This window comes from Ascidiaceihabitans donghaensis (assembly GCF_900302465.1).
Taxonomy (GTDB): domain Bacteria; phylum Pseudomonadota; class Alphaproteobacteria; order Rhodobacterales; family Rhodobacteraceae; genus Ascidiaceihabitans; species Ascidiaceihabitans donghaensis.
In genome coordinates this window covers 2071931-2095778 of the sequence record NZ_OMOR01000001.1, presented here as the reverse complement: position 1 = coordinate 2095778, position 23848 = coordinate 2071931, and the positions used below count along the sequence as shown (strand labels likewise).

The following is a 23848-nucleotide window of genomic DNA, read 5'->3' as shown; positions in this document are numbered from 1 at the left end:
GTATCTTAGTGATTTGTAAAATCACATAATTCTGTAGTTGGGGCTTTCGCGGGTGATTTGCACGTCGTGCACATGGCTTTCTTTCAGGCCCGCCCCTGTGATCTTCACAAAATTGCAGTTTTGGCGCATGGCTTCCACGGTGCCGTTGCCGGTGTAGCCCATGGCAGCACGCAAACCGCCGACCAATTGGTGCAAGACCGCAGCCGCAGATCCTTTGTACGCCACTTGCCCTTCGATGCCTTCCGGCACCAGTTTGTCGCTGGCGGCATCTTTTTGGAAATAGCGGTCGGCTGAGCCACTGGCCATAGCGCCCAGCGATCCCATGCCGCGGAAAGATTTGAACGACCGGCCCTGGTACAAGATGACTTCGCCGGGGGATTCATCTGTGCCCGCGATCATTGAGCCAACCATCGCGCAAGACGCGCCCGCAGCAATGGCTTTGGCGAAATCACCGGAAAACTTGATGCCACCATCGGCGATCACAGGAATATCGCCTGCCGCTTTGGCACAATCCATGATGGCCGTCAGTTGTGGAACGCCTACCCCTGCCACCATACGTGTGGTGCAGATCGATCCGGGGCCGATGCCCACTTTGATGCTGTCCGCGCCTGCGTCGATTAAAGCGCGGGTTGCTTCACCGGTGGCCACGTTGCCTGCAACAACTTGCACTTCGTTGGATAGGGCTTTGACGCGGCGCACGGCCGCCGCCACGCCTTCGGAATGTCCGTGGGCTGTGTCGATCACAACCATATCAACGCCTGCATCCACAAGGGCCGCGGAGCGTTCAAAACCTGCGTCGCCCACGGTTGAGGCGGCTGCCACCCGCAAACGGCCCAATTCGTCTTTGCATGCCGTCGGGTTTAGAACGGCCTGTTCGGTGTCTTTTAGCGTTAAAAGCCCCGTCAGGGTGCCTTTGCCATCCGTCACCAGCAGTTTTTCGATGCGGCGTGCTTTCATCAGGCTGATCGCTTCGTCGCGGTCTGCCGGTTCTTGCAAGATAGCGAGGTTTTCATTGGTCATCATCACGGACACGGGCGTTTTGTCGTCAGAGGCAAAACGCATGTCGCGGTTGGTCACAATGCCCAGAACGCGCCCCTTTTCGTCAACCACGGGAAAGCCCGTGACGCGGTAGCGTTCTTGTAGGGCTTTTGCGTCCGCCAGAGTTTGATCCGGGGTCAAGGTGATCGGATTGTAAACAATGCCTGATTCAAAGCGTTTGACGCGGCGAATTTCACGGGCCTGCTCTTCGATGGTGAGGTTGCGGTGCACCACGCCGATGCCGCCTGCCTGTGCCATAGCGATGGCCATGCGCCCTTCGGTCACCGTGTCCATCGCAGAGCTGAGAAGCGGGATGTTCATTGCGATGGATTTGGTCACCCATGTGCGGGTGTCTGCTGTGCTGGGCAGCACATTTGACGCCCCCGGCACCAATAAAACATCATCAAAGGTCAGAGCCTCACGAATTTCCATATCGCACCTCAACAGGAAGGGTTCACTTGGCGGTTTCCTATCTCATGGGTTGGGATGAATGAAAAGGGGCAAAGGGAAGATTGCATCAAGACGCCGCTTGGCGCAAAGCTGGGCGTAATCGCGCCAGACAGGAGACCGAGATGAGCGGACATGGATACGAGAGCGGACGGCTTGATTTGCCATTTGTCGGCATTTCTACGTTTGGAAAGCGCCCCTTTGTGGCGGATTGGGATGCAATCGATGCTGATGTGGCAATATTGGGTGCGCCTTTTGATGCAGGCACCCAGTTTCGCAGTGGCGCGCGTTTCGGGCCGCGTGGTGTGCGCGAAGCTTCAACGCTGTTCAGCTTCGGTCATGCAGGCGCTTACGATCATGAAGACGACGCCACCTATTTGCCAGCCTCTGTGCGCATCGTGGATATGGGGGATGCCGATATTGTCCACACCGACACGGACCGCAGCCATGCCAACATCGAAACAGGTGTGCGCGCCGCTTTGAAAGCAGGCGCCCTGCCCGTTACGATTGGTGGCGATCATTCAATCAACATCCCCTGTATTCGCGCCTATGACGGCCCCGAATATAACGGGGGTGACATCCATATCCTGCAAATCGACGCGCATCTTGATTTTGTCGACGAACGCCACGGGGTGCGGCACGGCCACGGCAACCCGATGCGCCGCGCGGCAGAGCAGCCCTATGTCACGGGTCTGACCCAAGTTGGTATTCGCAATGTCAGCTCTACGGCCAAAGAAGGCTACGATGATGCGCGTGCCATGGGGTCTGATATTTTGTCTGTGCGACAGGCCCGTGCATTGGGCGCATTGCAATTGGCCGCCCGTATTCCCGCCGGCGCCCGCCTTTACATCACGATCGATATTGACGCGTTTTGCCCCTCTATCGCGCCGGGCACCGGCACACCCAGCCATGGCGGTTTCTTGTACTACGAGGTTTTGGAATTGCTGCAACAGGTGGTTCGAAATCATGACATTGTGGGTATTGATCTGGTGGAAGTGGCACCGGATTACGACCCTACCGGGTCTACGTCCATTCTGGCCGCCCAGCTTTTGTTAAACCTGCTTGGGTTTATCTTTCACAAAACCCGTTGACGCACAGCGACCAGAAGGGGGCGCTGCCCCCCGCCCCGCGGGCGTCCCCCGGGATATTTTTGGCGAAAAGAAACGGTATCTTCATGAAGTTTATGAAGATTTATGACGCCATCGGAATGGATTTTGCCGCTGATAGGCTTTCGCTTTGTGTGGGCCGATCTATGCTTTGGGAAAATAACTTTTAGGCGTTGAAAATGAGCACTGATCCTCTTGTTGTCTTTACCCCATCGGGCAAGCGTGGCCATTTTCCCAGTGGGACCCCCATTTTGACCGCAGCACGTCAGTTGGGCGTGGACTTGGACAGTGTATGTGGCGGACGCGGCATTTGTTCAAAATGTCAGATCACCCCAAGCTATGGTGAATTTTCCAAACACGGTGTGACTGTAGAAGATGACGCGTTAAGCGAGTGGAATTCTGTCGAGCAACGCTACAAGGACAAGCGCGGTTTGATCGATGGCCGCCGTCTTGGATGTCAGGCCACGGTGCAGGGTGACATTGTTATCGACGTGCCCCCCGAAAGTCAGGTCCACAAACAAGTCGTTCGCAAACGGGCGGAAGCGCGTGACATTGTCATGAACCCGTCCACCAAGCTGTACTACGTTGAAGTGCAAGAACCCGACATGCATGACCCGTCGGGCGATCTGGAACGATTGCGCATGGCCTTGAAGGATCAGTGGGCATTGGACAATGTGCATGCCGACTTGCACATTTTGCAATCCATGCAGCCGGTTTTGCGCAAAGGGGCGTGGAAAGTGACTGTCGCTGTGCATTTGGGCGATGACGAAAACGCGCCACGCATCATGCATATCTGGCCAGGCTACTATGAGGGCACGGTGTACGGGTTGGCGGTTGATCTTGGATCGACCACCATCGCGGCCCATTTGTGTGATTTGCAAACCGGTGACGTTGTTGCGTCCAGTGGCATTATGAACCCGCAGATCCGATTTGGCGAAGACCTGATGAGCCGTGTCAGCTATTCCATGATGAACGCGGGCGGTTCTGACGAGATGACGCGTGCTGTGCGTGAAGGTATGAATGCGCTGTTCACCCAGATCAGCATCGAAGCCGAAATCGACAAAGCCCTGATCGTGGATGCGGTGTTTGTTTGCAATCCGGTGATGCACCACTTGTTTCTGGGCATTGACCCGTTTGAATTGGGCCAGGCCCCGTTTGCTTTGGGCACGTCTGATGCGCTGCGTTTGCGCGCCGATGATCTGGATCTGAACATTCACCCCTCCGCCCGTGTTTATCTGTTGCCCTGCATCGCGGGCCATGTTGGTGCGGATGCGGCAGCCGTTGCGTTGTCCGAGGCGCCGGACAAATCCAAAGATCTGGTTTTGGTTGTGGATGTTGGCACCAATGCCGAAATCTTGTTGGGCAACACTGAAAAGGTTCTGGCGTGTTCATCGCCCACGGGACCGGCCTTTGAAGGGGCACAAATCAGTTCTGGCCAGCGCGCGGCCCCCGGTGCCATTGAACGCGTCGAGATTGACCCCGCCACAAAGGTCCCGCGTTTTCGCGTGATCGGATCCGAGGTCTGGTCGGACGAGGACGGCTTTGACGAGGCCATCGCCACAACCGGCGTGACCGGCATTTGCGGGTCAGGCATCATCGAGATGGTCGCCGAAATGCGCATCGCGGGCATTGTCGATGCCCCGGGCCTGATCGGATCGCCCGAACAAACCGGATCGCCCAACTGTTTTCTGGACGGGCGCACCTATTCCTATCTTGTTTATGACGGCACGGCGAAAGGTGGACCAAAGATCACGGTTACAAACCGCGACATCCGCGAAATTCAAATGGCGAAGGCCGCGTTGTATTCAGGTGCACGGTTGCTGATGGACAAGTTTGAAGTCGAGGCCGTGGACCGTGTGGTCCTTGCGGGGGCTTTTGGCGCACATATTTCCCCAAAACACGCGATGATCCTGGGCATGATCCCGGATGCGCCTTTGGACAAGGTCACGTCCGCAGGCAATGCGGCGGGCACTGGTGCGCGCATTGCGCTGCTGAACCGCGAGGCTCGCGGCGAGATCGAGGCCACCGTAAAAGCCATCCACAAAATCGAGACCGCGATTGAACCACGTTTTCAGGAGCATTTCGTAAATGCCTCGGCCATTCCCAATTCGGTAGAACCGTTCCCGATCCTGAATTCGATTGTCACCCTTCCGACGCAAACCTTCAACACAGGCGGCGGAGGCGCGGACGGCGGCGACTCCGGTGGGCGCAGACGCAGGCGTCGCGGATGACTGGCAACGAAGATCAAAAAACCTACTGGTCAGATCAGGCTGGCCAAAGCTGGGTCGCGCTTCAGGATGTAATGGATGCCACGCTGGCCCCTGTGCTGGATTTGGTGCTGGACCGCGCCGGTCTTCAAACCGGTCAAACTGTGTTGGACGTGGGATGTGGCGCGGGAACCAGCACGGTGCAGGTCGTACAGCGTGTCGGCCCACAAGGCCACGCGCTGGGTGTGGATATTTCCGACACTTTGCTGGCAAAGGCGGAAGATTTGGCCAAAGCCACCCCGCATGCATCATTCTTGTTGGCGGATGCGCAATCGTACCGCTTTGAAATCAACAGTTTTGATCATTTGCTGTCACGCTTTGGTGTGATGTTCTTTGAAGATAGCACAGCCGCATTTCGCAACATGGCGAAAGCGCTGAAGCCGGATGGAAAAATTACGCTTGGGGCGTGGGGTCCTGCACCGAACAATCCATGGTTTATGATTCCGGCCCAGGTTGCGGCCAAACGGCTGGGCAAACCCCCTAAAACCGATCGCACCCTGCCCGGACCATTCGCGTTTGAAGATCAAAACCGCGTGATCGAAATGCTGCAAAACGCGGGACTGCGCGACGTAACTGCAACGACACATCATCTGATGTTGACGCCTCCTGCTGGTTTGAAAGAGGTGGCAGACCAGTGTTTTGCCATCGGGCCTGTGTCGCGTATTGTCGAACATTTCAATGGCACGGCTGAAGACGTCGCAGCCATACATCAGGGCATAGTAGAGGCATTTTCACCGTTTCAGACGGCAAACGGCATCCAAATTCCCGCCGACATAAATCTATTTGAAGCACGGGTTTAGCACGGGCATCACGCGCCAATCTGCTTGACGCCCCCTGCCCGATCTCATATTCCGACCCCACTGAGCGGGTATGGTGAAAAGGTATCACGGCAGCTTCCCAAGCTTTAGTTACGAGTTCGATTCTCGTTACCCGCTCCAGAATTTATCTTAGCACCTGTTGCATCGGCGTCCTGTAAGCGTCACCTCTGTCGAAACTGGCAAAAAGGTGTGCATCATGGCGGATGGTTTTTGGACGATTGCAACGGATCTGTCTGTTGCAAGACGTGCGGGTAAAATCGCTTTGATTGTCGGAACAGTGTTGATGGCCATCAATCATGGTGATCATATCCTTAAAGGTGACATGGATTTGCGCGCCATCTTGAAATGTCTGGCGACGTATCTGGTGCCATACTGCGTTTCCACGTATTCATCGGTTATGGCGGTCAGGGATCGCACACAAACATTGGAGCCTGATGCATGAATATCTTGTTCATCATGTATGACCAGTTGCGGTTCGACTACCTTGGTTGTGCGGGGCATCCGCATCTGGAGACCCCGCATTTTGACCGTGTGGCCAATATGGGGGTGCGCTTTACAAATGCCTATGTGCAAAGCCCGATTTGCGGGGCGTCCCGCATGTCCACCTATACGGGGCGATATGCATCTTCTCACGGTGCGCAGTGGAACGGATTTCCGTTGCGTGTGGGCGAACAGACCATGGGGGATCACCTGCGCAAACTGGGCATGGATTGCTGGTTGATTGGCAAGACCCACATGAAAGCAGATGCAGAAGGAATGGCGCGTTTGGGGCTGGAAGCAGACAGCCTGATCGGGGTGCGCCAGGCGGAATGCGGGTTTGACGCATGGGTGCGTGATGATGGTCTTTGGGGTGAAGGTCCAGATGGATTTTATGATGAAAAAAGATCACCTTACAACGAATACTTAAAGTCGAAAGGGTATGCTGGCGAAAACCCGTGGGCAGACTACGCCAATGCGGGGCTTGAAGATGGGCACGCCGCCAGCGGATGGATGTTCAAAAACGCGGACCTGCCTGCCAATATTCGTGAAGAAGACAGTGAAACGCCATGGCTGACCTCCGAAACGATCCGGTTTGTTGATCAGGCCAAAGGGCCGTGGTGCGCACATGTCAGCTATATCAAGCCGCATTGGCCCTACATCGTGCCTGCACCCTATCACGACATGTACGGCCCAAACCATGTACCGGCTGCCAAACGCGATCGCGTTGAACTGGAAAACACGCACCCGGTGTTGAAAGCCTTCATGGATGGCAAAGTCGGTCAGGCCTTTCAAAATGAAGCAACCCGTCAGAAGGTCATTCCGGCCTATATGGGATTGATCAAGCAATGCGACGATCAATTGGGCCGGTTGCTTGCGCATCTTGAAGAGACCGACCAGCTGAACGACACCATGATCGTGTTGACGTCGGATCACGGCGATTATCTTGGCGATCACTATCTGGGCGAAAAGAACCTTTTCCATGACCCTTCGGTGAAGGTGCCTATGATCATTTACGACCCAAGACCTACAGCGAACAAAACGCGTGGCACAAAGTGTGATGCGTTGGTGGAAAGCATTGATCTGGCGCCGACGTTTGTGGAGGCGGCTGGAGGAAGCGTGCCGGATCATATCCTTGAAGGGCGCAGTTTGATGCCTTGGATCAACGGGGACACGCCGGAATGGCGCGCGTATGCCGTTTCAGAATACGATTACTCCGCAACGCCGATTGGGCCGGGTTTGGGCTTGGAACCGCGCGATTGCCGATTGTTCATGGTCTACGACGGGCGCTACAAACTGATGCATGCAGAAGGTGGACTGCGGCCTATGCTGTTCGATTTGCAAAGTGACCCGGATGAAATTCACGACCTTTGCAAAACGGACCAACACGCTGATCTTGTTGATAAAATGTATGGGCATTTGCACAGTTGGGGCTTGCGTATGTCGCAACGGGTGACCCGATCGGAACAAGATATCCGTGACATGCGCGGCCAAAGCGTGCGCCGTGGGATTTTGCCGTTCATGCATGACGGGTCGGAAGTGCATGACGAATTGACTGAGAAATATCGCCGCGCCGTCAGCCAAAACCATATAAAAGACTTAGATTAAACGGCGTGCGGGCGCCTTTAGCGACGCCCGCCACTCTCACTTGCCGATCAAAACTTCGCCGAATTCTTCCTTCAGCTTGCGCTTTAGGACTTTGCCAGTTGCCCCCAAAGGCAGCGCATCAACAAAGACGACTTCATCCGGTATTTGCCATTTGGCAATCTTGTCATCAAAGGCCGCCAGAACGTCAGCCGCACTTGGGTCAGACCCTTCTGCTTTCACGGCAATCAGAATGGGGCGTTCGTCCCATTTTTCGTGACGCGCCCCGATGACAGCCGCATTGGCCAGATCGGGATGGGCAATGGCGATGTTTTCCAGATCCACGGACGAAATCCATTCGCCGCCAGATTTGATGATGTCCTTGGACCGGTCTTTGATGCTGAGATAGCCATCAGGGTCGATGGTTGCCACATCGCCCGTATCGAACCAACCGTCTGTCAGGGTCTCATCGCTGGTTTTGCGGAAATAGGCGTCCAGAACCCAATGGCCCCGCACCAACAAATCGCCTTGGGCTTCGCCGTCCTCGGGCAAAGTGGAACCTGTGTCATCGACGATCTTCATCTCAACACCCCAAACCGGGCGTCCTTGATTTTCGCGCAGCTTGTTTTGTTCGACTTGCGGCAAATCGCCATGTTTGGCCAACGGCTGGTTTGCTGTGCCAAGTGGCGACATCTCTGTCATGCCCCAAGCGTGAATGGTTTCGACGTTGTATATGTCGCGGAACGTGTCGATCATCGACGGCGGGCAAGCGGATCCGCCCACAACCGTGCGTGTCAGGCTTTCCAGCTTTGATCCCGCTTTTTCCGCCTCGCCCAATAGCCCCAGCCAAATTGTGGGAACACCCAAAGCCGTGGTGACGTTGTAGGTGTCGATCAAATTCACCAACGACGCGCCATCCAGACCAGGCCCCGGCATCACCATACGTGCGCCCACCATGGCACAGGCATAGGGCGTGCCCCAGGCATTGACGTGGAACATGGGCACAACAGGCAGAACAACATCCATCGCCGAATTGCCAATGCAGTCTTTCAGGTTGGACGCAAAAGCGTGCAACACAGTCGAGCGGTGCGAATAAAGAACGCCTTTGGGATTGCCCGTGGTCCCTGAGGTATAGCACAGGGATGACGCCGTGTTTTCGTCGATCTCGGGCCACACAAAGCCAGCGTCGCCTTCGGCAATGAAGTCGTCGTAGAATTTCAAACCTTCGATTTTGGCTGCGGCCTCTTCGTCGCGCCCCTCCATCAACACAACATGTTCCAAATGGGGGCATTTGTCGCGAATGGCAGCCACCAAAGGTACAAATGTCGCATCAATAAACAGCACTTTGTCTTCGGCGTGGTTGATGATGTAGACCAACTGTTCCGGGAAAAGGCGTGGGTTGATGGTGTGGCATACGAAACCCGCACCAGACACACCAAAGTAAATCTCAAGATGGCGGCGGTTGTTCCATGCGATGGTGGCACAGCGCGATTGTGGTTCAATGCCCAATTTGGTCAAGACGTCGCCCAAACGCCGCGCATTCGCGCCGACTTCCCCCCAGCTGGTGGTCTCGATCCCCCCGCCTGTATTTACGGAAAACACTTCGGTTTTCCCATGATAGCGCGCGGCGTGATCCACAAGTGACGAAATGGTCAAAGCGGATGTCATCATTTGGCCAAGCATTGGCACCTCCCAATTTTCTTTAACACGCGCCATACAAAACCATGGCGCTCTCCCTTGGTGCAGACCCTGCATGTGCAGACACGCGCTTGCAAGCCCCATGCCGGATCGCTAGTTGGTGACGTTATGTCACCACGTTATCATACCAACCTGTCCGAGGCCGAGCAACGCGCCGAAGGTATCACGGAACCCGCCCCTTTGGCCTTTGCCGACCGCGTGCACCACGATGAATTGGACGCACTGCTGCATGTGAACAACGTGCGGTACTTTGTGTGGTTTGAACGATTGCGGGTGCGATTTATGGAAATGCACAACATTGGCACAATCGGTGACGAAACCAGCCCGCGCATCGTGGTGCGCGGCGGAAGCGTACGCTACATAGAAGAGATGCTGCGCAACGAAGACTACATCGTGACCACGCGGTGTACAGAAATGCGCACAACGTCGCTTACGCTGTGTCAAACGATTTGGGCGCAGGGGCGTAAACGTGCGACGTTTGATTGCGTGATGGTGCTGCTGAAACAAGACGGCACGGGGCGCCAGCCGATCCCCGACGACATTAAGCAAAAGCTGACACACACGGATGGGGCAGTCCAAGCCCCCTGATCCGTCTTCATCTCGCAATGTAAACCTCGGGGTCTGGGGCTGGCCCCAGTCCGACGCTTAGGCTCAGGACCCATTCATCTTAATACCTCAGTTTTCCTGATTTGATTTATGATGAGGCGCAGTTGCGCGGGAACAGTGGTTCTATTTCAAGCAGATGCAACGATAGTCACGGGCCAAATCAGGGAAATCGGAGACGCGATTTTTACTTCATCTCTGCGCCCCAAAGGGGCGACATCTCAGCGTCTTGCGCCGCTTGAAAAGAGAACCACTCTTATCGTCGCGTCCCAAGCCTCTGATATGTTGCCCCGAAGGGGCGCCTCCGGTGCCACGAAAATCGCGCTGAGGCATTAAGATGAATGGGTCCTGAGCCTAAGGGACGCGGTGTCGTTGCACAAAATCGACCAACGCTTGTGTCGACCCGTCTTTACCGTCCGCAGTTTGCGCACCCTCCACAACAGGTTGTAACGCCGTTGCAAGCTCTTTGCCCAATTCCACGCCCCATTGGTCAAACGAATTGATGCCCAGAATGACACCCTCAACAAACACACGGTGCTCATAAAGTGCTATGATTTGCCCCAGAACAAAGGGGTCCAGCTTAGGGTACGCCAAAGTGACAGAAGGACGATTGCCAGAAAACACACGGTGGGCGGCCTGACGGTCTAGCTCTGCACCCTCAAAACCTTTCTCACGCATCAAAACGCGGGCTTCATCTGTAGACCGCCCGCGCATCAAAGCTTCCGATTGCGCGAGGCAATTGGCCACCAGCAAATGATGGTGATGTTCCAGATCCGGCTCATGACCCTGCGCGGCAATCATGAATTCGCACGGGATCGTGCGGGTGCCTTGATGGATCAACTGGTAAAACGCGTGTTGGCCGTTGGTGCCAGGCGCCCCCCATACAACGGGGCCTGTGTGCACAGGAACATCCGATCCGTCCATCCGCACAGACTTGCCATTGCTTTCCATTTCAAGCTGCTGAAAATAAGCTGGCAGTTGCCCCAGACGTTGATCGTAAGGCAACACGGCACGGGTGGCGTGCCCGCAGAACTGGTTGTGCCAAATCCCGACCAATGCATGCATCAAAGGCATGTTTTCAGCGCCTTGTGCTGCCTGAAAATGTAGGTCCATCGCCTGTCCACCGCGCAAAAACGCCATGAACCCGCGCCGACCGATGCCAATCATAAGGCTTAGGCCAATTGGCCCCCACAGCGAATAGCGCCCCCCCACCCAATCTTCAAATCCGAACACGCGTTCGGGTGGAATGCCAAACTGCGACGTGCCATCCTCCGAGGTGCTCAGGGCTGCAAACTGTGTGCCCGGATCGCCACCGCCCTCTGACATCCATGCCCGTGCGGTGCGTGCGTTGGTCATGGTCTCAACAGTTGTGAATGTCTTGGATGCCACAATCACCAGTGTCGTTTTGGGATCAAGGCCACGCAATGTATCAGAAACATCTGCTGCATCGACGTTGGACACAAAATGCACCGCCGGTCCGTCATGATATGGGCTTAGGGCCTGCACGGCCATGGCAGGACCAAGATCAGAGCCACCAATTCCGATGTTGACGACATTAGTGATATGGCTGGATCGAATTTCGTCCGCAAAGACCCCCATCCGCCCCAGCGTGTCCAAAACGCCCGGCATGACGTCAGTGCCATCCACCAGAACCGGACCCCCATCCAGATTGCGCAATGCGGTGTGCAACACGGCGCGGCCTTCGGTCTGGTTGATTTTTTGGCCGCTGAACATTGCATCGCGGTGCGCCGCGACATCGGCAGCTTCGGCCAGTGCCAACAAGGCGTCCCGGGTTTCGGCGTCAATGTTGGTTTTGGAATAGTCCAACCGCATGTCAGAGGTATCACACCGAAACGTATCGGCACGGCCGGTGTCGTCAAACAAAGATAGAAATTTACGGTCTGCGGTTGCGGCATGACGGACTTCTACGTCCGCCCATGCGTCTGAAAATGTCATGCGGCCCAATGTACCGTTGCCCCCTGTACCACGGCGCTGATTGGCGCGTCTTCGGGTTGCGCATCCATAGCAGCGTCCAATGCTGCGCGTTTGTCATCGCCAAATATCACAAGATGTTTTTGCACAGCACTGTTCAAAACTGCTGCGCTTAACGTCACGCGGGGTTCTTGGCCTTCTGCTTGTACCGCACATAAGTGCGGCGCATCTGCAGCCATAGCGTCTGACAGTCCCAACGCACCGGGAAACAATGAGGCCGTGTGCATATCGGCGCCCATGCCAAGCACAACAACGTCCAGCGGCACATGCTGTTCAATCAGCCCAGAGGTCTGCGCGGCCCCCTCTTTGGCCTTCATGCCTTCTACGTAATACGGCACAAAATGCGCGTCAGCTGCCCTGTCCATCAACAGGTGCCGATAAAGCAACCCTGCGTTTGAGCGGGCATGATCCGCAGGCACCCACCGTTCGTCTGTCAAAAGCACATCCACGCGGGCCCAGTCCAGATCAGCCGCGCACAGCACATCGAAAATGGGTGCCGGCGTGGTGCCGCCGGGAACGGCAATCGATACACGGTCTGGACCGACGAGGGCCATATTCAAATCAGTCACAATTTGCTGGGCCACGTCCATCACAAGCATTTCGCGGTCAGGATATTCTTTAAACTTCATGGTCTTACCTCGCGCCAAATACGCCCGTCACGGGCCAGAAGCTGGTCGGCATCGGTGGGGCCGTTGCTGCCTGAATCGTATGGTTTGGGCACATCACCCCGCGCCGTCCAGCCGTCGATGATAGGATCGGTCCAAGCCCATGCGGCTTCGACCTCGTCACCGCGCATGAATAGCGTTTGGTTTCCGCGAATGACATCCATAATCAACCGCTCATAAGCATCGGGCGGATCACCGCCGTCTTCGCCCAAGGCTTCGGCAAAGCTCATGTCCAGCGGCACATCGACCAGACGCATGCCCCCCGGCCCGGGTTCCTTGATGGTCACTTTCATCGTGATGCCCTCGTTGGGCTGCAGACGGATAGACAACACGTTGCGGTGGTCTTCGCCGTCTTCTTCAAAGATGGAATGGTTGCGCGCTTTGAACACAACCGTGATTTCGCTGGACCGTGCCGACATGCGTTTGCCGGTGCGCAAGTAAAATGGAATGCCAGCCCACCGCCAGTTGGAAATGCCGACCTTCATAGCCACAAAGCTTTCGGTTTTGGACCGCGCATCACCTACGGCTTCACGGAAATCGGGATTGTCGGGACCCGCTGCATATTGGCCACGCACAATGTGGTGCGGCTCAACTTTGTCCAAGGCGCGGATCACCTTTAGCTTTTCGTCCCGCACAGCGCCCGGATCAAACTTGGCCGGGGGTTCCATTGCAATAAGGCACAACAGCTGCATCAGGTGGTTTTGCACCATATCGCGCATCGCCCCCGATTTGTCATAGTATTCGCCCCTGCCCCCAACGCCTACGGTTTCGGCCACAGTGATCTGGATATGATCGACATATTGCGCGTTCCACAAAGGTTCGAACAGCGTATTGCCGAAGCGGACCGCCATCAGGTTTTGCACGGTTTCTTTGCCCAGATAATGATCGATCCGGTAGATTTGGCTTTCATCGAAATGCTCGGCCAAGGATGCATTCAACGCCCTGGCGGTCTGCAAATCGCGCCCAAAGGGCTTTTCCACCACGATGCGGCTTTGATCATCAGCAAGACCGTGGCTGTGCAGCCGTTCGGCCAGGTCACCAAACAGGCTGGGTGCTACAGAGAAATAGTAGGCGCGCACCTGAACGCTGTCGCGCATCAGGTCGGTCAGTTCGGACCAGCCCGTTTCACCGCGCGCATCAATCGCCACGTAATGCAACCGGTCCAGAAAGGCATCCAATGTGCCGTCTTCGCAAGACCGACCGCCGCCAAACTCGCGGATGGCATCGGCCACCATATCCTTATAGCCTGCCGCATCCATATCTGATCGTGCGGCCCCGATCACCCGTGCCCCGTCAGGCATTTGCCCCGCGCAGTAACGACGAAACAACCCAGGCAAGATCTTGCGGCGTGCCAAATCCCCCGTGCCACCGAAGATCACCAGATCGAATGCTTCGACGGGAATGATGCGAGATACCATGCTAAGTCTTCCTTAAGTCTTCCAGAGCCTATGTTACCGCTAACGGCGTCTACAGATGTTCTACCTGTTGCGCAACATAAACGACAAAGTTCACAATGGTGTCAAAGGGGGAGACGCCGCCTTTTGTCTTGTCGCGCTTTGCGCTAGGTCCCATGTACCACACGCAGCCAACCGAAAGGCGTCTTATGAAAGACCTCGATACATCCGCAAATCTTGGGAAGTTTCAAGACCGCGCCGTAACCGCCAAAGGCGAGGCGCGTGCGACGGTGGCGTTGACCAATCCGCAAACGCTTTGGTTCAATACAGGCACGCTGTGCAACATTGAATGTGTAAACTGTTACATCGAAAGCAGTCCGACAAACGATAAACTGGTCTATATTACCGCCGACGAAGTGCAGGATTACCTAAATCAGATCAAAGCCCGCAAATGGCCTGTGACAGAAATTGCCTTCACCGGTGGTGAGCCCTTTATGAACCCACAGATGATCGAGATCATGCGTCGGTCGCTGGATGTGGGCTATGACGTTTTGGTTCTGACCAATGCCATGCGTCCGATGATGCGCAAAACCATGCAGGCTGGTATTCTGGAATTGAACGCCGCCTACCCCGGCAAGCTGACCTTTCGCATTTCAGTGGACCATTACCGCGCCGATCTGCATGATGCGGAACGCGGTGCGGGTGCTTTGGAAAAGACCATTATCGGCATGGCATGGTTGCGTGACAATGGCGTGCGTATGGCTGTGGCCGGACGTTCTGTTTTTGGGGACAGCGACGAAGACAGCCGCGCAGGCTACGCCGCCTTCTATGCCGAACACGGCTTTGACATCGACGCGCAAGACCCCGGCATGACCGTGCTGTTTCCCGAAATGGACGAAACAGTGGAAGTGCCCGAAATCACCACCGCGTGCTGGGGCATTCTGGATAAATCGCCTGATGCGGTTATGTGCGCTTCAAGCCGTATGGTGGTGAAACGCAAGGGCGCTGCCACACCGGCTGTGCTGGCCTGTACGCTTTTGCCTTATTCGCCAGAGTTTGAATTGGGCGCATCGCTGGAAGAGGCGGAAAAAGATGTGGCCCTCAATCATCCGCATTGTGCCAAGTTCTGCGTTTTGGGCGGGGCCAGCTGTTCGGCGTAAAAACGATCTAATTCCCGTCACGCCATTGCACATCATCTATGCTGTCTGCTAGTCTTCGCATCAAGATATAGATGCAACAAGACATCGGGACAATCACGTGAACGATACGCCACAACCCCCTGAAAACGATGATGAAATGCGCCCCGAGCGGCCGGCTTATGACGGCCCCAGCATTTCGATCGAGCAAGAAATGCGCACGTCCTATCTGGACTATGCCATGTCGGTCATCGTGTCCCGCGCGATTCCGGACCTGCGAGACGGTCTGAAACCGGTCCACCGACGCATTCTTTATGCGATGCACGAAACTGGAAATAGCCACGACAAAGCCTACCGCAAGTCAGCGCGTCCTGTTGGCGATGTGATGGGGAAATACCACCCGCATGGTGACAGTGCTATCTATGACGCCCTCGTGCGCATGGCGCAGGATTTTTCCATGTCGCTGCCGCTGTTGGATGGTCAGGGCAACTTTGGTTCCATGGATGGCGATAACGCGGCGGCCATGCGGTACACCGAAGTGCGCATGGACAAACCCGCAGCCTATCTTCTGAGCGACATCGACAAAGATACGGTTGATTTTCAAGATAACTACGATGGCAAGGACCGTGAACCGACGGTCCTGCCCGCCCGTTTTCCCAATATGCTGGTCAACGGCGCTGGCGGCATCGCGGTGGGTATGGCCACCAACATCCCGCCCCACAATCTGGGAGAAGTCATCGATGCCTGCCTTGCATTGATCGAACAACCGGATCTCAGCTCCGAAGAGCTGATCGAATATGTGCCGGGGCCGGACTTCCCCACAGGTGGGATCATGTTGGGTCGCACCGGGGCACGCAAAGCCTATCTTGAAGGGCGCGGCAGCGTCATTGTACGCGCCAAAACGCGTGTCGAAGAGATTAGGAAAGACCGCTATGCCATTGTTCTGGATGAAATTCCCTATCAGGTGAACAAGGCCACAATGATTGAACGTATCGCGGAAGCCGCACGCGACAAAAAGATAGAAGGCATCGCCCACGTTCAAGACGAATCCGATCGTAATGGTGTGCGCGTGGTAGTCGAACTGAAACGTGATGCCACAGCTGAAGTTGTCATGAACCAGCTGTTCCGCTTTACGCCGATGCAGACGTATTTTGGCTGCAACATGCTGGCGTTGAATGGTGGAAAACCGGAAACTTTAACGCTGCGCCGCTTCCTGACGTCGTTCATCGACTTCCGCGAAGACGTTGTGGCGCGTCGCACCGCCTATCTGTTGCGCAAGGCGCGCGAACGCAGCCATATCTTGTGTGGTTTGGCCGTTGCTGTCACCAACATCGACGAAATCGTTGCCGCGATCCGGTCTTCTGCCGATGCGGCGGAAGCGCGTGAAAAACTGATGACGCGGCGCTGGCCTGCGCAAGATATTTTACCTTATATCGCACTTATCGACGATCCGACCCATACGGCCAACGACGATGGCACGTATAACCTTTCTGAGACACAGGCCCGCGCGATCCTCGAATTGCGCTTGCAGCGTTTGACGCAGATCGGTGTGAAAGAAGTCACAGACGAGCTGGAAGAGCTGGCAGGCAAGATCAAAGAATATCTTGAGATTTTGGGATCCCGCGAACGTATTATGGGGATCATCGCAGACGAACTGACTGAAATCAAAGACCAGTTTGCTGTTCCACGTCGCACTGAAATCGTCGACTGGTCAGGCGATATGGACGATGAAGACCTGATTGAACGCGAAGACATGGTCGTGACTGTGACGTCTGGGGGCTACATCAAACGGACGCCATTGATCGATTTCCGCGCCCAAAAGCGCGGCGGCAAAGGTGTGGCGGGAATGCAGACCAAAGAAGAGGACGTGATCACCACCCTCTTTGTGGCCAACACGCACACACAGCTGCTGTTCTTTACGACTGACGGTATGGTCTACAAGCTGAAAACCTGGCGTTTGCCGCAAGGTGGACGCACGTCCAAAGGCAAAGCGATTGTGAATATCCTGCCGATCCCTGTTGGCGTCTCGATTGCCGCTATTATGCCAGTGGACCGTGATGAGGACGAATGGGATGATCTGCAGGTGGTCTTTGCGACCTCGGCAGGCACCGTGCGTCGCAACAAACTGTCGGATTTCACCAAGGTCATGCGCAACGGCAAGATCGCGATGAAGTTTGAAGACGATCACGCTGAAACGACCCTGATCAATGCCCGCATCGCATCGAATGATGATGATGTGATGTTGGTCACAAGTTCTGGCCGTGCCATCCGCTTCCCCGCAACAGATGTGCGTGTCTTTAACTCACGTAATTCGGTCGGGGTCCGAGGTGTTAAGCTGAATGACAACGACGCGGTTGTTTCGATGTCGATCATCCGCCACTTCGATGCGACGTCTGACGAACGGGCGGCCTATCTGAAAATGCGCCGTGCTATGGCAGGTTTGGCCGACGATGCGGATGCACCGGATGAAGAAGAAGGCAACGCAAACACCCAGCTGCCACAAGAACGCTACGCCGAGATGTCAGCGGCTGAAAACTTAATCCTTACAATCACGTCGCAAGGATCTGGTAAGCTTTCTTCCAGCCACGACTACCCTGTTCGGGGACGCGGCGGCATGGGGGTTACCGCCATGGACAAAGCCATGCGCGGTGGCCCGATTGTGGCGTCCTTCCCTGTCGAGATGGACGACCAGATCATGCTGGCCACCTCCAAAGGCCAGTCGATCCGTGTACCCGTTGAAGGCATCAGTTTCCGATCCCGCAGCGCAGGTGGTGTCAAAGTGTTCAACACCGGCAAAAACGAAGAAGTCGTCAGCGTCGCGTGGATTGCCGATCAAGGCGACGAAGACGAAGGCGGAGACACCTGAAACCGCAGTTTAAAGAGTATTATTGTGAAGATCCTTAAACATATCTCCGCTCTGTGCTTTGCTTTACTTGGAACGGCCCAAACAACAAAGGCTCAAGACGTCTACTATTATGGTTCAACCGTGCTGTTTTCCAAAAACAACGGTGGCCAATACGCGGACAGCAATGGAGAGAAGATAGGCTTGGGGTTTCAAATTGATGGCCAGAGGCTTAGGTTCTCATCCGAGATTACAAGACTTAAATTACCCTTCTCGATTGGTACGATTGTGGCAAACGCTGCAAGATTTAGTGCGCAGTATACCTTTGACAACACATTGTTTTTTAACGCGAGCTATAATCAAGATAGCAGTAGACTTGTCGACAGGGTAGGCCGTATTTCAACGTCCGAAACCCCGGATGAAAGGCGGTTTGCTGTTGGACGCGAAACAGACACAATGCGTTTTGGGGTCGGCGCGACCTTTTCCAAGTTTGATGAAAAGACGGATTTGTTTTTTGAATGGTTTGTCCGCCCGCAAACTTATTTGGCGGTGCAATACACTGACACGAAGTTCAGCGATCAGATGCGCTTTACCGCCCATCATCGTGCTGACGACCTAACACTATTTGCCGAGGCGCAATTCGAGAACCAAAGCAACATCATTGCGACTGGCTTTCGGCAACAATCCATATTCGTTTCAGCAGAGCATCGAAGCTTCAAGAATCTCGCGTTAACTGCGCAGCTTTACTATGCAAACAGAGATCGTACACGGTTTCTCAACCGGCAAAAGGGTATCGCTGTGGGGGCAAGATACTATTTCACGCCTGAATTCAGCACATTCCTGAGTGTCGGGCACTCGTCTGATTGGGTAAAAGGAATAATTAACGATAGCGGGGCTCGTGTCTCGTTCGGTCTGATCATGGAAACTTCGCGCCCCAATGCAGGCTTTGGCCTGCCAGCACGGTCTGAAACACGAAACATTTTGCAAAACCCGGTTTATTGACTGCCTCTGCACCCATCATAAAGTAAGGTGCAAAGGTGTCTTCCCTATTTTGCAGTCCTTAGTTCGTTGTGGTCGTTGTCGATGGCGACCCGTCGCTGCCTGACACCAGCGCAATGAACACCAACGCGCCCAATGCTGCCCCGCCGCCCGCGGCAAGGCTGCCTTGGAATGCCGGTGTGTTTCCGGCTTGCACGCAAGGTCGCGACGGAACACCGTCCACGTCGATGACATCGGGCCGGCAGTTGTAAGTTACGCCATCGGCGCCCGTCACTTGCAACGAATAAACATCGTCACCCGAAGGGCCCACAACGCCTGTTTGTTGTGTCTGTTGTGCAAATGCGAGGTTGCCTGCAACCAGAGCAATCGATGTGGCAATTACGAATTTTTTCATAGCGTTTTCACTCCCAGTGATGATGTGCACCAGAATATGGTGGGCTGGGTGGAAACACATGGGAAGAAACAGCGTGTCACGTCACATGTGCAACACGCCGCCGAAACACCGTAAAAATCACCCAGAAATCGGCGAAATACAGCTTAAAGCTTGTAAATATCGCTGAATTTGCGGTTGAGATATGCCAAAAGCGGCTTTGGTCCCGGCTCCATTCCGCTGGCCTTTGCGATCATGTCACGGGGTTCATACAATCCGCCATAGGTTTGCACGTTGCTGCGCAGCCAACCTGTTGCGGCGGTTGTGTCGCCTTTGGCCAGATCGTCATCAAGGTCAGGCACTGCCTGAGTCATCGCGTCGTTCAGGCACCCTGCATAGACATTGCCCAAGGAATACGTCGGGAAATACCCGAACAGGCCAACAGGCCAATGCACATCCTGCAATACCCCGTTCGATGGCTTGTCGACCTCGTATCCGAAGTCCGCAGCAAAGCGATCGTTCCAGGCCGCTTCCAAATCTCCAACGGCCAAATCGCCAGACATCAAAGCACGCTCCAGATCAAAGCGCAGCATGACGTGCAGGTTGTACTGCACTTCGTCTGCTTCGGTGCGGATGTAGCCGTCGTTCACACGATTAACGGCCGCATAAAACGCTTCGGCATCGTCCAGACCAATGTCGCCAAACGCTTCAACCATCTGCGTGTAAAGCCAGCTTGTGAAGGCCCGGCTGCGCCCGATCTGGTTTTCGTAAATGCGGCTTTGGCTTTCATGCACGCCCATGGACACGCCCTGCCCCAACGGCGTCAAAAGGTAAGCGCGGTCGATGTTTTGCTCGTAGCAGGCGTGGCCAACTTCGTGGATTGTTGAATACAGGCAGTTGAAGGGATCGGTTTCCGAGGTGCGCGTGGTGATCCGCACATCCAGCCCCGACCCGGAGCTGAAGGGATGTACGGCCTTGTCCACGCGCCCATGGCTCATGTCGTAGCCGAAGGTTTTGGCCAGCTGACGTGTCAGCTTCATCTGTTTGCTTTCGTCAAAGCGCCCTTCAAGGCGTTTGGGTTGTTCTGCTGCAATGATCGCTGCGCGAAGTGCGGTCAGCTCGGGGCGCATCTCATTGAACATCTCCGCGAGATCGGCCCCTGATGTGCCGGGTTCATAATCTGCCAGCATCGCATCATAGACATCTTCGCCGGCGGCCAATGCCTGACCTTCCCAGCGCTTCAAATTGATGACTTCCTCGAAGGTGGGCAAGAACGCGGCCACATCGTCATTGCTGCGCGCCTCGGCCCATGTGCCTTGTGCGGTTGATGTGACACGCGCCAAAGTTGCTGCCAGATCGGCGGGCACCTTGTTGGCGCGTTCAAAACTGCGGGTGATGTGGCGGACCTGTGCGCGGCCAACATCATCAAGGTCCTCGGACTTGATCGCAGCCAACCAATCCCCAATGCGCGGATCTGTGCGGCGGGCATGTAGCACGCTTTCGATCGCTGCCATTTCTTCGCCGCGTTGGGCGGCTGCCCCGCGCGGCATCATGGTTTCCTGATCCCATCCCAGGCGCCCTGCGATCTGGCCAAGCGCCATTGTTTCGCGGGCATGTGCCGTCAGGTCTTCATATGCAGTCATGGAGTCAGTTTCCTCTTAGGGATGTTGTTATGGGATATGCGGACAAGAACCGCGCACGCAGGATCAACACCCACAAGATCACAGCCAGCACTTGGTGCACAATGGCGATATGCACGGGGGCCGCGTAAACAACAGTTACGATGCCAAGAACGATTTGCAGGCTCAGAGCCGCGAACGCCGCGTTAAAGGCAAATTGCGTGCGTGGATGGGCGCTGCGCCGGCCTCTCAGCCAAACAACAACCGCAAAGGCAAACAGAAGATACCCCGTAACACGGTGCACAAATTGCACCAAACCGGGGCTTTCAAACAGGTTGCGCCACCAAGGGTCCAACACGAAAGCAGAGGCCGGAAAGACCTGCCCCCCCATCAAAGGCCAATCGGTATAGCTGCGGCCCGCGTCGATGCCTGCCACCAAAGCGCCAATCAGAATTTGCAGGAAGGTGAAATGCAAAAGCCCGGTCGATAGGCCAAACAGTTTGGCTTCCTTGCCGCGCCGCGCCTGCATCAGGTCGCGCTCAGAGCGGCCCAGCATCATGACATACCACGCGATGAACCCAAGGATCACAAACGCCAGTCCCAGATGTGTCGCCAAACGGTAGCTTGCCACATCCACCATGCCTTCGCCTGTGGTGACCCCTGACGCCACCATCCACCACCCAATCGCACCCTGCGCGCCGCCCAAAGCGCCCAAAAGCAACAAGCGTGGCGTCCAGCCTGTGGGGATCTGGCGGCGCAGCAAGAACCAGAAAAAGCCTATGGCCCAGATCAGACCAATGACGCGACCCAATTGGCGGTGGCCCCATTCCCACCAGTATATCACTTTGAAATCAGACAGTTGCATCCATTGGTTTTGAATGCGAAATTCATCTATTGCCTGATACTTGGCAAATTCTGCCTGCCAATCCGCTGCGTTCAATGGCGGAATTGCCCCCGTAAAGGGCCGCCATTCGGTGATGCTGAGGCCACTGTCTGTCAGACGCGTTAACCCGCCCACAGCAATCATGACAAAAACAAATGCGAACAGGATCATCAACCAGATGCGGATGGCACCGCGGGCGCCCGAGCGCCCCTTGTCGATCAACCCAGGCGTGGCAACAGGCGCTTTGTCGGCGCTGGCGACCTCTTCGAAAATACTGCGTTTGGTGCTCATAGGACCCTCATGATCTGTTGGGCTTGTGCCTTTTGCGCTAATCTAGGCCCGGTACAGACAATCGTCCAGCGCATCAACGGTCGCGTTCTTTCCAGCGGACCATCTGCCGCAGGATGCCATGGAACATCTGCACATCCGCGCGGGTCATGGGCATGCGGGACCACATGTTGCGCAGGTTCAGTTTCATGCTGGCGGATTTGTGTTCGGGCCAGAAAAATCCGGCGTCTTCAAGACGGTCCTCATAGTGGCGCATCAGGTGGTCGACCTCTTGAACTTCGGCCCAGTCGCTGCCGGCCATCTCGTGCACAACAGGGGTCACGTGTGAACGCTGGCGCATCCATTCGTATCCGACCAGCAAAACACATTGGGCAAGGTTCAAGGACGCGTAGTCGGGGTTTACGGGCACCGAAATCAGTGCGTTTGCCTGCACCAGATCCTCGTTTTCCAAGCCCGCGCGTTCGGGTCCAAACATGACGGCCACCTTTTGACCGGCATCAATTTTTTGCACAGCCAAACGCATGGCTTCTTCAGGGGAATAAATGTCTTTCGTAAGGTCTCTGGAGCGCGCTGTTGTTGCAAAAACAAAGGCACAATCGCCCAAAGCACCCGCCACGTCAGGCGCAATCTGTGCATCGTCCAAAACACGCCCCGCCCCGGATGCCATGGCAACCGCAGACTGGTTGGGCCAGCCATCGCGCGGATCAACGATCCGCATCCGCGTCAGACCGAAATTCAACATCGCACGGGCTGCCGCACCGATGTTCTGACCCATTTGCGGGCGCACAAGTACAATATAAGGATGATCCACCATAGGCGCCTCTTAGCGGGAACCGGTATGGCAAACAACACGGCGTTCCATATCACACCAATATTTCTATGTGCGCCACGGGTATAAAAGTTTTCTTTTCAAAACTTTTCAGTTACCCCCGCGCCAAGACAGCACCACACCCGTGCCGCGACCACGCAAAGGATGACCCAGATGACCGAGACACAGATCGAGCAGCCACAACTCTACCTGATCACCCCGTCAGAGGTTGACCTAAGCGCGTTTCCCGATCAGCTGGCGGCCATGCTGGATGCGCATCCGATTGCATGTGTGCGTATGGCGCTGGCCACCCAAGATGAATCCCACCTGTCAAAAGCGGCCGATGCCTTGCGCGAAGTGACCCATGCCCGTGATGTTGCATTGGTGGTCAGTGACCATCTTGCCATGGTGGATCGTTTGGGGCTGGATGGTGTCCATCTTAGCGATGGTGCGCATCAAATGCGCTATGCCCGCAAAGAACTGGGACCGGACGCCATTATCGGCGCCCATTCCGGCACATCGCGCCACGATGGCATGAATGCGGGCGAAGCTGGCGCGGACTATATCTGTTTCGGGCCTGCGCGTGAAAATACATTGGGCGACGGCAGCTTTGCGCAAACAGACCTGTTCAAATGGTGGTCCGAGGTGATCGAAGTTCCCGTTGTCGCCGAAGGCTTGCTGGACACAAACATCATCCGCACCCTGACGCCCTACACCGATTTCTTTGGCGTGGGCGACGAAGTCTGGTCAACCGATGATCCCGTCAAAGCCATGGCCGATCTGATTGCGGCAATGGTCTAAACGCATGTGACGG

The 23848-nt window shown here is 55.6% G+C and carries 19 protein-coding genes and 1 tRNA gene; 11 read left to right on the top strand and 9 right to left on the bottom strand.

Annotated features, from left to right (window positions below; all coding sequences use genetic code 11):
• Window positions 1-21: 21 nt before the first annotated feature.
• Complete coding sequence (gene guaB / locus ASD8599_RS10430) at window positions 22-1470, bottom strand: IMP dehydrogenase (RefSeq protein ID WP_108828460.1); 1449 nt, start codon at window positions 1468-1470, stop codon at window positions 22-24.
• Window positions 1471-1610: 140 nt separating this feature from the next.
• Between guaB and speB the strand changes: the two genes are divergently transcribed.
• From speB to ASD8599_RS10400, 6 genes are all read left to right on the top strand, one after another.
• Entirely contained in the window at window positions 1611-2576 is a 966-nt protein-coding gene (gene speB / locus ASD8599_RS10425) for an agmatinase (RefSeq protein WP_108828459.1), read from the top strand.
• Window positions 2577-2770: 194 nt separating this feature from the next.
• Entirely contained in the window at window positions 2771-4822 is a 2052-nt protein-coding gene (locus ASD8599_RS10420; RefSeq protein WP_108828458.1) for an ASKHA domain-containing protein, read from the top strand.
• Complete coding sequence (locus ASD8599_RS10415; protein WP_108828457.1) at window positions 4819-5658, top strand: class I SAM-dependent methyltransferase; 840 nt, start codon at window positions 4819-4821, stop codon at window positions 5656-5658. The genes ASD8599_RS10420 and ASD8599_RS10415 overlap by 4 nt, the downstream gene beginning before the upstream one ends.
• A 64-nt stretch (window positions 5659-5722) precedes the next feature.
• Window positions 5723-5796: transfer RNA gene (locus ASD8599_RS10410), tRNA-Gly, on the top strand.
• A 76-nt stretch (window positions 5797-5872) separates the two neighbouring features.
• Window positions 5873-6118 carry a nitrate/nitrite transporter NrtS gene (gene nrtS, locus ASD8599_RS10405; protein ID WP_108828456.1) on the top strand — a complete coding sequence of 82 codons (246 nt, stop codon included), beginning with the start codon at window positions 5873-5875 and terminating at the stop codon, window positions 6116-6118.
• On the top strand, window positions 6115-7761 hold the full coding sequence (locus ASD8599_RS10400) for a sulfatase-like hydrolase/transferase (RefSeq protein ID WP_108828455.1): 1647 nt from the start codon (window positions 6115-6117) through the stop codon (window positions 7759-7761). Before nrtS ends, ASD8599_RS10400 begins: the two co-directional genes overlap by 4 nt.
• A 36-nt stretch (window positions 7762-7797) precedes the next feature.
• Here the strand turns inward: ASD8599_RS10400 and ASD8599_RS10395 are convergent, their stop codons facing one another.
• Window positions 7798-9420: a long-chain-fatty-acid--CoA ligase gene (locus ASD8599_RS10395; protein ID WP_108830125.1), complete on the bottom strand. Its 1623-nt coding sequence runs from the start codon at window positions 9418-9420 to the stop codon at window positions 7798-7800.
• A 123-nt stretch (window positions 9421-9543) separates the two neighbouring features.
• Here ASD8599_RS10395 and ASD8599_RS10390 point away from each other — a divergent pair, with 123 nt between their 5' ends.
• Window positions 9544-10023 carry an acyl-CoA thioesterase gene (locus ASD8599_RS10390; protein ID WP_108830124.1) on the top strand — a complete coding sequence of 160 codons (480 nt, stop codon included), beginning with the start codon at window positions 9544-9546 and terminating at the stop codon, window positions 10021-10023.
• Window positions 10024-10392: 369 nt separating this feature from the next.
• On the opposite strand, the gene pgi is transcribed toward ASD8599_RS10390, so the two are convergent.
• From pgi to zwf, 3 genes are read right to left on the bottom strand one after another with little or no spacing between them, the layout of a single operon-like run.
• Window positions 10393-11994: a glucose-6-phosphate isomerase gene (gene pgi / locus ASD8599_RS10385; RefSeq protein ID WP_108828454.1), complete on the bottom strand. Its 1602-nt coding sequence runs from the start codon at window positions 11992-11994 to the stop codon at window positions 10393-10395.
• A complete protein-coding gene (gene pgl / locus ASD8599_RS10380) occupies window positions 11991-12659 on the bottom strand; it encodes a 6-phosphogluconolactonase (protein WP_108828453.1) in 669 nt (222 codons plus the stop codon). The genes pgi and pgl overlap by 4 nt, the downstream gene beginning before the upstream one ends.
• Window positions 12656-14113, bottom strand: a complete 1458-nt coding sequence (gene zwf / locus ASD8599_RS10375; RefSeq protein WP_108828452.1) for a glucose-6-phosphate dehydrogenase — start codon at window positions 14111-14113, stop codon at window positions 12656-12658. Before zwf ends, pgl begins: the two co-directional genes overlap by 4 nt.
• A 185-nt stretch (window positions 14114-14298) precedes the next feature.
• Between zwf and ASD8599_RS10370 the strand changes: the two genes are divergently transcribed.
• The 3 genes from ASD8599_RS10370 to ASD8599_RS10360 all read left to right on the top strand — a co-directional run bounded on the left by ASD8599_RS10370 (window position 14299) and on the right by ASD8599_RS10360 (window position 19069).
• On the top strand, window positions 14299-15249 hold the full coding sequence (locus ASD8599_RS10370; protein ID WP_108828451.1) for a radical SAM protein: 951 nt from the start codon (window positions 14299-14301) through the stop codon (window positions 15247-15249).
• A gap of 97 nt (window positions 15250-15346) precedes the next feature.
• Complete coding sequence (gene gyrA, locus ASD8599_RS10365; protein WP_422664749.1) at window positions 15347-18091, top strand: DNA gyrase subunit A; 2745 nt, start codon at window positions 15347-15349, stop codon at window positions 18089-18091.
• A 24-nt stretch (window positions 18092-18115) separates the two neighbouring features.
• Window positions 18116-19069: a hypothetical protein gene (locus ASD8599_RS10360; RefSeq protein ID WP_108828450.1), complete on the top strand. Its 954-nt coding sequence runs from the start codon at window positions 18116-18118 to the stop codon at window positions 19067-19069.
• 58 nt (window positions 19070-19127) lie between these two features.
• Here ASD8599_RS10360 and ASD8599_RS10355 read toward each other — a convergent pair whose 3' ends face one another.
• From ASD8599_RS10355 to ASD8599_RS10340, 4 genes are all read right to left on the bottom strand, one after another.
• Window positions 19128-19460, bottom strand: coding sequence for a hypothetical protein (locus ASD8599_RS10355; protein WP_108828449.1), 333 nt, complete (start codon window positions 19458-19460; stop codon window positions 19128-19130).
• A 143-nt stretch (window positions 19461-19603) separates the two neighbouring features.
• On the bottom strand, window positions 19604-21079 hold the full coding sequence (locus ASD8599_RS10350) for a carboxypeptidase M32 (protein ID WP_108828448.1): 1476 nt from the start codon (window positions 21077-21079) through the stop codon (window positions 19604-19606).
• A gap of 4 nt (window positions 21080-21083) precedes the next feature.
• Complete coding sequence (ctaA, locus tag ASD8599_RS10345; protein WP_108828447.1) at window positions 21084-22229, bottom strand: heme A synthase; 1146 nt, start codon at window positions 22227-22229, stop codon at window positions 21084-21086.
• A gap of 73 nt (window positions 22230-22302) precedes the next feature.
• Window positions 22303-23040 (bottom strand): RNA methyltransferase, encoded by a 738-nt coding sequence (locus ASD8599_RS10340; protein ID WP_108828446.1) that lies wholly within the window; start codon window positions 23038-23040, stop codon window positions 22303-22305.
• Window positions 23041-23208: 168 nt separating this feature from the next.
• On the opposite strand from ASD8599_RS10340, the gene ASD8599_RS10335 reads away from it, so the two are divergent.
• Window positions 23209-23835, top strand: a complete 627-nt coding sequence (locus ASD8599_RS10335) for a thiamine phosphate synthase (protein ID WP_108828445.1) — start codon at window positions 23209-23211, stop codon at window positions 23833-23835.
• Window positions 23836-23848 lie beyond the last annotated feature (13 nt).

Coding starts and splice junctions, on each gene's coding strand:
- speB (WP_108828459.1), top strand. CDS start 1,611: ATGAGCGGACATGGATACGAGAGCGGACGGCTTGATTTGCCATTTGTC.
- ASD8599_RS10415 (WP_108828457.1), top strand. CDS start 4,819: ATGACTGGCAACGAAGATCAAAAAACCTACTGGTCAGATCAGGCTGGC.
- nrtS (WP_108828456.1), top strand. CDS start 5,873: ATGGCGGATGGTTTTTGGACGATTGCAACGGATCTGTCTGTTGCAAGA.
- ASD8599_RS10420 (WP_108828458.1), top strand. CDS start 2,771: ATGAGCACTGATCCTCTTGTTGTCTTTACCCCATCGGGCAAGCGTGGC.
- ASD8599_RS10395 (WP_108830125.1), bottom strand. CDS start 9,420: ATGCTTGGCCAAATGATGACATCCGCTTTGACCATTTCGTCACTTGTG.
- zwf (WP_108828452.1), bottom strand. CDS start 14,113: ATGGTATCTCGCATCATTCCCGTCGAAGCATTCGATCTGGTGATCTTC.
- guaB (WP_108828460.1), bottom strand. CDS start 1,470: ATGGAAATTCGTGAGGCTCTGACCTTTGATGATGTTTTATTGGTGCCG.
- ASD8599_RS10335 (WP_108828445.1), top strand. CDS start 23,209: ATGACCGAGACACAGATCGAGCAGCCACAACTCTACCTGATCACCCCG.
- pgi (WP_108828454.1), bottom strand. CDS start 11,994: ATGACATTTTCAGACGCATGGGCGGACGTAGAAGTCCGTCATGCCGCA.
- ctaA (WP_108828447.1), bottom strand. CDS start 22,229: ATGAGCACCAAACGCAGTATTTTCGAAGAGGTCGCCAGCGCCGACAAA.
- pgl (WP_108828453.1), bottom strand. CDS start 12,659: ATGAAGTTTAAAGAATATCCTGACCGCGAAATGCTTGTGATGGACGTG.
- ASD8599_RS10350 (WP_108828448.1), bottom strand. CDS start 21,079: ATGACTGCATATGAAGACCTGACGGCACATGCCCGCGAAACAATGGCG.
- ASD8599_RS10390 (WP_108830124.1), top strand. CDS start 9,544: ATGTCACCACGTTATCATACCAACCTGTCCGAGGCCGAGCAACGCGCC.
- ASD8599_RS10340 (WP_108828446.1), bottom strand. CDS start 23,040: ATGGTGGATCATCCTTATATTGTACTTGTGCGCCCGCAAATGGGTCAG.
- ASD8599_RS10400 (WP_108828455.1), top strand. CDS start 6,115: ATGAATATCTTGTTCATCATGTATGACCAGTTGCGGTTCGACTACCTT.
- ASD8599_RS10370 (WP_108828451.1), top strand. CDS start 14,299: ATGAAAGACCTCGATACATCCGCAAATCTTGGGAAGTTTCAAGACCGC.
- ASD8599_RS10355 (WP_108828449.1), bottom strand. CDS start 19,460: ATGAAAAAATTCGTAATTGCCACATCGATTGCTCTGGTTGCAGGCAAC.